12 protein-coding genes are annotated in these 8705 nt (G+C 65.1%); 5 read left to right on the forward strand and 7 right to left on the reverse strand.

Going from position 1 to position 8705, the window contains the following annotated elements; genetic code table 11:
* Window positions 1-183: 183 nt before the first annotated feature.
* Entirely contained in the window at window positions 184-1218 is a 1035-nt protein-coding gene (gene ppk2 / locus QMX96_RS25775) for a polyphosphate kinase 2 (RefSeq protein WP_043861121.1), read from the forward strand.
* Between the two features lie 41 nt (window positions 1219-1259).
* Here ppk2 and QMX96_RS25780 read toward each other — a convergent pair whose 3' ends face one another.
* From QMX96_RS25780 to QMX96_RS25790, 3 genes are all read right to left on the reverse strand, one after another.
* The gene (locus tag QMX96_RS25780; protein WP_043861122.1) at window positions 1260-1445 is read right to left on the reverse strand and encodes a DUF1289 domain-containing protein; all 186 of its coding nucleotides are present in this window, start codon (window positions 1443-1445) and stop codon (window positions 1260-1262) included.
* Between the two features lie 9 nt (window positions 1446-1454).
* Window positions 1455-2201, reverse strand: a complete 747-nt coding sequence (locus QMX96_RS25785) for an SDR family oxidoreductase (RefSeq protein WP_043861123.1) — start codon at window positions 2199-2201, stop codon at window positions 1455-1457.
* A 70-nt stretch (window positions 2202-2271) separates the two neighbouring features.
* Entirely contained in the window at window positions 2272-3408 is a 1137-nt protein-coding gene (locus tag QMX96_RS25790; RefSeq protein ID WP_043861124.1) for a sterol desaturase family protein, read from the reverse strand.
* A gap of 268 nt (window positions 3409-3676) precedes the next feature.
* Here QMX96_RS25790 and QMX96_RS25795 point away from each other — a divergent pair, with 268 nt between their 5' ends.
* Window positions 3677-4108 carry a DUF411 domain-containing protein gene (locus QMX96_RS25795; protein ID WP_043861125.1) on the forward strand — a complete coding sequence of 144 codons (432 nt, stop codon included), beginning with the start codon at window positions 3677-3679 and terminating at the stop codon, window positions 4106-4108.
* Between the two features lie 10 nt (window positions 4109-4118).
* Window positions 4119-4553: a YqaA family protein gene (locus QMX96_RS25800; RefSeq protein WP_058540424.1), complete on the forward strand. Its 435-nt coding sequence runs from the start codon at window positions 4119-4121 to the stop codon at window positions 4551-4553.
* 6 nt (window positions 4554-4559) lie between these two features.
* On the opposite strand, the gene zapE is transcribed toward QMX96_RS25800, so the two are convergent.
* From zapE to QMX96_RS25815, 3 genes are all read right to left on the reverse strand, one after another.
* On the reverse strand, window positions 4560-5669 hold the full coding sequence (gene zapE / locus QMX96_RS25805; protein WP_282362676.1) for a cell division protein ZapE: 1110 nt from the start codon (window positions 5667-5669) through the stop codon (window positions 4560-4562).
* Between the two features lie 104 nt (window positions 5670-5773).
* Window positions 5774-6922: a PQQ-dependent sugar dehydrogenase gene (locus QMX96_RS25810; protein WP_043861128.1), complete on the reverse strand. Its 1149-nt coding sequence runs from the start codon at window positions 6920-6922 to the stop codon at window positions 5774-5776.
* Window positions 6923-6950: 28 nt separating this feature from the next.
* A complete protein-coding gene (locus tag QMX96_RS25815; protein WP_229590274.1) occupies window positions 6951-7196 on the reverse strand; it encodes a hypothetical protein in 246 nt (81 codons plus the stop codon).
* Window positions 7197-7431: 235 nt separating this feature from the next.
* Here QMX96_RS25815 and QMX96_RS25820 point away from each other — a divergent pair, with 235 nt between their 5' ends.
* Window positions 7432-7920 (forward strand): LEA type 2 family protein, encoded by a 489-nt coding sequence (locus QMX96_RS25820; protein WP_043861130.1) that lies wholly within the window; start codon window positions 7432-7434, stop codon window positions 7918-7920.
* A gap of 14 nt (window positions 7921-7934) precedes the next feature.
* On the opposite strand, the gene QMX96_RS25825 is transcribed toward QMX96_RS25820, so the two are convergent.
* Window positions 7935-8189 carry a hypothetical protein gene (locus tag QMX96_RS25825; protein WP_043861131.1) on the reverse strand — a complete coding sequence of 85 codons (255 nt, stop codon included), beginning with the start codon at window positions 8187-8189 and terminating at the stop codon, window positions 7935-7937.
* Between the two features lie 130 nt (window positions 8190-8319).
* Between QMX96_RS25825 and QMX96_RS25830 the strand changes: the two genes are divergently transcribed.
* Window positions 8320-8640, forward strand: a complete 321-nt coding sequence (locus tag QMX96_RS25830; protein ID WP_043861132.1) for a DUF883 family protein — start codon at window positions 8320-8322, stop codon at window positions 8638-8640.
* Window positions 8641-8705 lie beyond the last annotated feature (65 nt).

An 8705-nucleotide genomic window follows, 5' to 3' on the forward strand; every position in this document is an offset into this window, starting at 1 on the left:
GGTCAAGCCCGCTCCCACAGGTTCGACGGTTTCTGTGGGAGCGGGCTTGACCCGCGATTGCAGCACCACCGTTACCGCGTGATATATGGCCACTTGCCTCCACGCTATTGACCAGGATCAACAGATCGCAAAATCACACTCCTACACTAGATAGAGGAAATCAGAACGCAAAACAGGCCCACCATGAGCGAAGAATCCACCGTACACCCCCTGCCCCTGCCATCCGCCTCGTCCAACGACAGCAGTTCGCCGGCCACGCCCAAAGCGGCCGTCACTCGTTCGCGCCGCCCACGCGCCCCGCGCAAGCCTGCTCAGGTGATCCCTGCCGAAATCGAAATCAGTGCCATCAGCCACGAGCCTGCCGCGCTGCAGGTGGCCAGTGCGCCGCGTCGCGGCTCCAACGAAGACAGCGTGTCTGCCGCCCTGCCCGCCAATTACCCCTACCGCAACCGCATGCGCCGCGCCGAGTACGAAAAGGCCAAGCATGAGTTGCAGATAGAGCTGCTGAAGGTACAGAACTGGGTAAAAGCCACCGGCCAGCGCATCGTGGTGCTGTTCGAAGGCCGCGATGCCGCCGGCAAGGGCGGCACCATCAAGCGCTTCATGGAGCACCTGAACCCGCGTGGCGCACGTATCGTGGCCCTGGAAAAACCTTCCGACCAGGAGAAGGGCCAGTGGTACTTCCAGCGCTATATCCAGCACCTGCCCACCGCCGGTGAAATGGTCTTCTTCGACCGCTCCTGGTACAACCGCGCCGGCGTCGAGCGGGTGATGGACTTCTGCACGCCGATGCAGTACCTGGAGTTCATGCGTCAGACCCCGGAGCTTGAACGCATGCTGTGCAACAGCGGCATCCTGCTGTTCAAGTTCTGGTTCTCGGTGAACCGCGAAGAGCAACTGCGCCGGTTCATCTCGCGCCGTGACGACCCGCTCAAGCACTGGAAGCTCTCGCCCATCGACATCAAGTCGCTGGACAAGTGGGACGAGTACACCGCCGCCAAGGAGGCGATGTACTTCCACACCGATACTGCCGATGCACCGTGGACCGTGATCAAGTCGGACGACAAGAAGCGGGCGCGCCTGAACTGCATCCGCCACTTCCTGCACACGCTGGACTACCCCGACAAGGACCCGAAAGTCGCCCACCAGCCCGACCCGTTGCTGGTCGGCCGCGCCTCGCGCGGGCTGGAGGAAGAGGACCTGGTCAACACCCACTGACCACCGCTGGGGGCGCGTCAGGATGGCGCGCTACCTGCGGCCTAGCGCTTGTTTTTCTTCTTCAGGGCCTTCAGGCGCTTGGCCGCCCGCTCCACCGTGGCCATCTTCTCGGGCCGCTTCATGCGCTTCCACTGCTTGATCTCGTCCTTGCTGCGCCCGCAGCTCACGCACAGCTCGCCGCTGAGCTTGCACGCCGAAATGCACGGGTTGTCGATATCCTTGGCCATGCTGCGCGCTCAGCGCCCACCGCCCAGGTCGATGAAGCTGCCGGTGGTGTAGGAGGCCTTGTCCGACAGCAGCCACAGGATCGCTTCGGCCACTTCGGCCGCCTGCCCGCCACGGCCCATGGGGATGCCCGGTTCCAGCTTGCGGACCCGCTCGGCATCGCCGCTGAGGGCATGGAAGTCGGTGAAGATGTAGCCCGGCCGTACGCCATTGACACGCACGCCCTCGCCCGCCACTTCCTTGGCCAGGCCCAGGGTGAAGGTGTCCAGCGCGCCCTTGGAGGCGGCGTAGTCGACATACTCGTTGGGCGAACCCAACCGCGCGGCCACCGATGACACGTTGACGATGGCACCGCCCGGCCCGCCATGGCGGGTCGACATGCGTTGCAGCGCATGCCTGGCGCACAGCATCGGCCCCACCACGTTGGTTTTCATCAGCTTGAGCAGGCGAAACTCGGACATCTCTTCCACCCGGCTCTGGTGGCCGATGGTGCCGGCGTTGTTGACCAGCGCCGTGACCCGGCCCAGTTCCTTGTCGACACGCTGGAACAGCTGGATGATTTCATCCTCGACGCTGACATCGGCGCGCACCGTGATCGCCTCGGCACCCAGCGCGCGCACCTGCTCCAGCACGCGATGGGCCGAGGCGTCATCGGCAAGGTAGTTGATGCAGATGCGGTAGCCGGCCCGCGCAGCGGCCAGCGCAGTGGCCGCGCCAATGCCGCGACCGGCGCCGGTAATGATGATCACGTTGTCCATGGATACTCCTGGCCCCAATGCCGTTCACCCGGCAAGGCTAACGCAGCATGGGGCAGCGGGCAAAGGGCTATCAGGCCTTGGGCTCGGGCTTTTGCAGCGGGTACAGGTGCTGGCGCACGATGCCTTCGGGCAGGTCTTTGCCGAACACGCCGTAGCGGGTCGGCCATTCCTTGCGCGGCAGCTTGAAGGTGCCGAACAGCATGTCGACCAGGGGCAGGTGGATCGCGTAGTTCTTGTAGATGTAGTCCTTGTGCCGGGCATGGTGCCAGTGGTGGTAGCGCGGCATCACCAGCACGTAGTTCAGCCACCCGCCGTCGATTCGCACGTTGGCATGCGCCAGCACCGCCTGCACGCCCACCAGGATCACGTAGGCATTCATCGCCTGCGGCGAGAAGCCCAGCAGGATCAGCGGTACCAGCACGCCGGTGCGGGTCAGCAGGATTTCGGCGAAATGGATGCGCGAGCCGGCCAGCCAGTCCATCGCGGTGCTGGAATGGTGCACCGCATGGAAACGCCACATCCACGGCACCACGTGGTACAGGCGGTGCAGCCAGTACTGCCCCAGGTCGGCGACGAACACCGCCAGCACAAACTGCACCACGATCGGCAGGCTCTGCACCTTGGCCTGCAGCGTTTCGGACACCACCCAGCCGGCCAGCCAGGTGGACGAGGCGGTGACGAAGATCAGGATGAACTGCACCAGCATGTGGCTGACGAAGAAGTAGCTCAGGTCGGTACGCCACTGCGGACGCAGGATGTTCTGCTGCGGGTCCTTGGCGTAGAGCTTTTCCAGCGGGATGAAGATGATCGCCGAAACCAGCAGCGCCAGCACGAACCAGTCAAGGCCAAGGGAATACGGGGTTTGACCGATGGTTTCGGTCTGAATGTTGGTGCCGCCCAGAAACACGGCCAGGCCCGCCGCGCTGATGCCGGTGAAGCCCAGGCGCTTGCGCCGGTTGAGCAGGATGTTGAGGGTGCCCAGGCTGAACGCCAGCACCAGCCCGGCCAGCAGCAGGGTGCGGGCGAACTGCTCGCTGTAGACCTTGCGGAACTCGCCGAAGGTCAGCCACTGCGGGAACAGAAAGCACAGCACCGCCAGCAGGCTGAGCAAGCCGAGCATGGCCGACAGGTAGCCGCTGATACGCCCTTCACCGAACCGGAACGGCTCGTGCCCGTGACGCTTGAAGTAGGCCTTGAGTGCCTGCATGGGTCATGTTTCCTTGATTGACTGTGGTACTCCATCACCGATGGTCGCCCTGACCAGGCACGACGCCATCGTTTGGGGTTAGAGGAGCGAGTGCTCCCACAGGTCACGCAGGCAGTGTCCTACCTTACAAATCTGTAATGCAGCGCTCAGTCTGGCGACAGCTTCACCCGGCTATGCTCCAGCCATGAGCCCGGTTACCCTGTTGCACTGACCGACCACCGATCATTCGAGACGCGGGTTGCCCTGACGGCGGCCCCGGAGATCCACGATGCTGAAAAAGAATTTCGTTGCCTTCGGCCTGCTGGCCATGAGTGCGCTGGCCCAGGCCGGCCAGACCATCGATGTGTACCGCGACCCCAACTGCGGTTGCTGCAAGGAATGGATCAGCCACCTGCGCGACAACGGCTTTAGCGTGAATGACCATGTGGAGCCGAACATGAGTGCAGTCAAGCAGCGCCTGGGCGTGGCGCCGCGCCTGGCGTCGTGCCACACCGGGGTGATCGACGGCAAGTTCGTCGAGGGCCATGTGCCGGCCGAGCAGATCCAGCTACTGGCCAAGCGTCCCGACCTGCGCGGCCTGGCCGTGCCGGGCATGCCGATGGGCTCGCCAGGCATGGAAATGGGCGATCACAAGGATGCCTACCAGGTCATCGGCCTGACCCGCGACGGCACCGACGAAGTGGTCGCCAACTACCCGTGAGCACGGCGCCATGCTGAGCGGCTGGGGGCTGTTCCTCAGCGCCTTTGGCGCCGCCACCCTGTTGCCGTTGCAGTCCGAGGCGGTATTGGTCGGGCTGCTGCTGCACGAACCTGATGCCTGGTTGCTGCTGCTGGCGATTGCCACCGCCGGCAATGTACTGGGCTCGGTGGTCAACTGGCTGCTGGGCCGGGGTATCGAGCACTTGCGCGACAAGCGCTGGTTTCCGTTCAGCCAGGCCCAGCTGGACAAGGCCCAGCAGCGCTACCAGCGCTATGGCCAGTGGTCGCTGCTGTTGAGCTGGATGCCGGTGATCGGCGACCCGCTGACGCTGATCGCCGGGATCATGCGCGAGCCATTCTGGCGTTTCATGCTGTTGGTGACCGTGGCCAAGGCCGGGCGTTACCTGGTGCTGGTGCTGTTGACCCTGGGCTGGGTGCACAGCTGAGCGGCTTCAGCAGAAGCGTTGCAGTTGCATCTCGCGCAGCCGGCTGAGGGTGCGGCGGAACGGGAACTCCAGGTAGCCTTCGGTATACAGCGCCTCGAGTGCCACCTCGGCCTCCACGTACAGCGCCACGCGGCGGTCATAGCATTCATCGACCAGCGCGATGAAGCGCCGCACGCTGTCGTCGTGAATCGACAGCTGCGGCAGTTCGCGATCCCCCGCCACTACCCGCTCGGCGCCGTCCTCGGTGCCGCGGGCGATTCTGCCCGGTCGTTGCCGGGCCCCGAGTGCAGGCACCTCGCCCAGCAGAATGACCTTGAAGCGATCACACAGGGCCATGAAGTCCATGGCGGCCAGGGGCTGCTCGCACAGTTCGTTGTAAGTGCACCACACCGCCGAGGTGCTGCGTCGCACCACCTTGACCGTGCGGTAGCCCAGGCTCAGGTCCTCGCGGGTGACCGGTTCACCCGCGCTCGACTGCTCGAACACCCGGGCCAGCGCGCTGGGCTGGCCCGGCTGGCGCACCCAGTAGCGTTGCAGTTCGGCACCGGGATGCAGGCGATGGTCCTGGCCGCCGTCCACCGCCACTACGTGCATGTGCCGCTCGATGGCGGCAATCGCCGGCACGAAGCGTTCGCGATTGAAACCGTCGGCGTAGAGCTGCGCCGGCGGCTGGTTGGAGGTGGCGACGATGACCACGCCGCTGTCGAACAGCACCTGGAACAGGCGACCGAGAATGATGGCGTCACCGATGTCGTTGACGAACAGTTCGTCGAAGCACAGCACGCGGATCTCTTCGGCCAGGCCGTGGGCAAGGGCCTGCAAGGGGTCGGCGGTGCCGTTGAGCTGGAACAGGCGCTGATGCACCCAGCGCATGAAGTGGTGAAAGTGCTGGCGGCGGGCGGGCACCTGCAGGCAGCGGTGGAACTGGTCCATGAGCCAGGTCTTGCCGCGCCCGACCGGGCCCCACAGGTATACCCCACGCGCCACCTCGCCGCGCTCAAGAGCCTCGAAGCAGGCTTGAAGGCAGTCGACGGCATGCTGCTGCGCAGCGTCGGGGACGAAGCCATTGAGTTCGATGGATTGCTGGTACAACGACAGCGGGGTGAGGCTGGACATGCCGGGGGCCTGTGCGGAAAAAGGCCAAGGGTAGCATCAGTGAGGTTTTCGGGGCGTGCTTCGCCTGCAGCAGCCGGCCTTGCCGGCAAAGCACGCGCCGCCGCTTACTGCGTCAGGCCCACCTTCAGCAGCGCACCGTCACTCTCGTCGGTCAGCACATAGAGAAAGCCGTCCGGCCCCACCCGCACATCGCGAATGCGCGCATTCAACTGCCCCAGCAGGCGCTCTTCATGCACCACCTTGTCGCCATCCAGTTGCAGGCGGATCAGCTCCTGGGCGGCCAGCGCGCCGATGAACAGGTTGTGGTCCCAGGCCTTGAAACGCGGGTTGTCGTAGAACGCCATGCCGCTGATGGCCGGGGACTTCTCCCACACGTGCAGCGGGTCCACCGCGCCCTCGACGCGCTTGCCCTTGGCCTCGGGTATCGGCAGCAGCGAGTAGTTGATGCCGTGCGTCGCCAGGGGCCAGCCGTAGTTCTTGCCCGGCTTGGGAATGTTGATCTCGTCGCCGCCGCGAGGCCCGTGCTCGTTGGTCCACAGTTCGCCTGTCCACGGGTTCAATGCCGCGCCCTGCTGGTTGCGATGGCCATACGACCAGATCTCGGGGCGCACGTTGCTCTGGCCGACGAAGGGGTTGTCCTTGGGCACCTGGCCGTCGGGCAGGATGCGCACCACCTTGCCCTGCAGCTTGTCCAGGTCCTGCGCGGTGGGCCGCTGGTTGTTCTCGCCCAGGGCGATGAACAGGTAGCCGTCGCGGTCGAACACCAGCCGCGAACCGAAGTGGTTGCCGCTGGACAGCTTGGGCTGCTGGCGGAAGATCACGTTGAAGTCGTCCAGGCGCAGGTTGTCGCTCGACAGGCGGCCGCGCCCCACGGTAGTACCGGCCGTGTCGCCATCACCCCCGCCTTCGGCATACGAGAGGTAGACCATGCGGTCCTGCTCGAACTGCGGCGACAGCGCCACGTCGAGTAACCCGCCCTGCCCCTTGGCCCACACCTGCGGCACGCCGCTCAACGGCGAACCGACCTTGCCGTCGGCGCTGATGATGCGCAGGTTGCCCTGGCGCTCGGTCACCAGCATGCCCTGCCCGTCGGGCAGGAACGCCAGCGCCCAGGGGTTCTTCAGCCCCTCGGCCAGGGTACTGACGGTGAGCTGGCCTTCTTCGCTGGGGAAGGTGCGCTCGGGGGCGGCGGTGGCGGTCAGCGGCAACAGCGCCGCAGCGCAGAGGGAAAGTAGCCAGGTACGTGAAGACATGCAGGGTTCCTTGCAGTGGGCCAAGCGATCAGGGCGTACGCGTCGATTCGCGCGGCGGGCGGGAGGGGTCCAGGCGCGGCGGTACCTGTTCACGGCGCAGGTTCTGGCCGTTGCCGATGCCGCCATTGTCGAGGGTGGGTGGGCGCGGCAGCGGCTGGGTGGAAGGCCCGCGCGGCGGTGGCGTGGAACGCACGGTGCCCTGCTGGGAATTGGGGTTGGCGCGGCGCACCGGGTCGTTGTAGGGATTGCCCGCGTCGGCGGCCTGAACAGGCATGCCCAGTATCAGGCTCAGTGCTGCGCCGGTCAGTGCCGGCAACCATCGGTTCATCGCGTTCATCTCCTGCACAACGTCAGTGGCCCCAGGCGTTGGATAGCCTACGGCGCGAGAGGTTCGCGACGAAACCCGTTGCCGGGCCGGAGATGATTCAGATTGTTACGCTGCTTGCGCCACTTTCAACCGCGCCGGGCATTTGCCACACTGCAGAGACATTTGTCCGGAGCCAAGCCCCATGCCCTGTTTCCTGCGTCATACCCTGCGTGTCGGCCTGGGCCTGCTGCTGGCCCTGAGCCTGAGCGCCTGCGCGTTGCTGCAGGGGCGCGACCCGTTGACCATCAGCGTGATCGGCATCGAGCCGCTGCCCGGCCAGGACCTGGAAATGCGCATGGCGGTGAAACTGCGGGTGCAGAACCCCAATGAAACGCCCATCGACTACAACGGCGTGGCGCTCAACCTGGAGGTCAATGGCCAGCCGCTGGCAACCGGGGTCAGCGATCAGCACGGCAGCATCGGGCGCTATGACGAAGCGGTACTGAGCATTCCGGTGAGCATCACCGCGTTCTCGATGCTGCGCCAGGCCGTGGGCCTGAGCCGGGTGAGCAACCTGGATGGCATGCCCTATGTGCTGCGCGGCAAGCTGGCCGGGGGCGCCTTCGGCACGATGCGCTTCACCGACAGCGGGCGGCTGGCGCTGCCCAAGCCCACCGATACGGCGTGGTAGCGCTGGGGGGTCGGCTACTTGGCAGCCGCCATCAGCTTGTTGACTTCGCTGCGCACCATGTTGGCGAACTCCGGCGGCGACATGCCGTCGAGCTCGGCCCGCACCCACTCGGCCCATTTGCCCTTGCGCCGCGGCTTCTCGCTGATCAGCCGCGCGGCTTCGGCCTTGGCCTTGCCCAGGTTCGATTGCCAGAGCTCGAACAGTCGCGACTTCTCGTCCTCGATCTGTGCCCGCTCGGCGAAGCTCATGTTGGCCAGATTGAAACTCATGGTGATTCCTGCCACTTGAAAATGGGGGCTATCTTACACTGTAGCCACCGAGCGCCGCCAAGGCGCTGCAACTTTCGGCGCGCTCAGGCATCCATTGATACAGTGACCATCATTCAACGAGGAAGCGTACATGGCCAGGAAAAGCACCCTTAAAGCCGATGCCGAACAAATCAAGGACCAGGCCTTCAGCGAACTGCAGGCGCTGATCGAAGAGTCTGACAAGCTGCTAAAGGACAGCTCCACCCTGGTGGGCGAAGAAGCCGAGACCCTGCGCGCACAGGTGGGCCTCAAGCTCAAACAGGCCCTGGATGCGGTGGGCGGCGTGCGTGAAAAGGCCAAGCCGGCGGTGGATGCCACCGAGGATTACATTGGCGGCCACCCGTGGCAGACCGTGGCGATTTCGGCCGGCTTCGGGCTGGTGGTCGGGCTGTTGCTGGGACGTCGCTCCTGACACCCAATCGCGGGTCAAGCCCGCTCCCACAGGCTTGCACTGTACCTGTGGGAGCGGGCTTGACC

It is taken from the genome of Pseudomonas sp. PS01300 (assembly GCF_029960155.1).
GTDB lineage: Bacteria > Pseudomonadota > Gammaproteobacteria > Pseudomonadales > Pseudomonadaceae > Aquipseudomonas > Aquipseudomonas palmensis.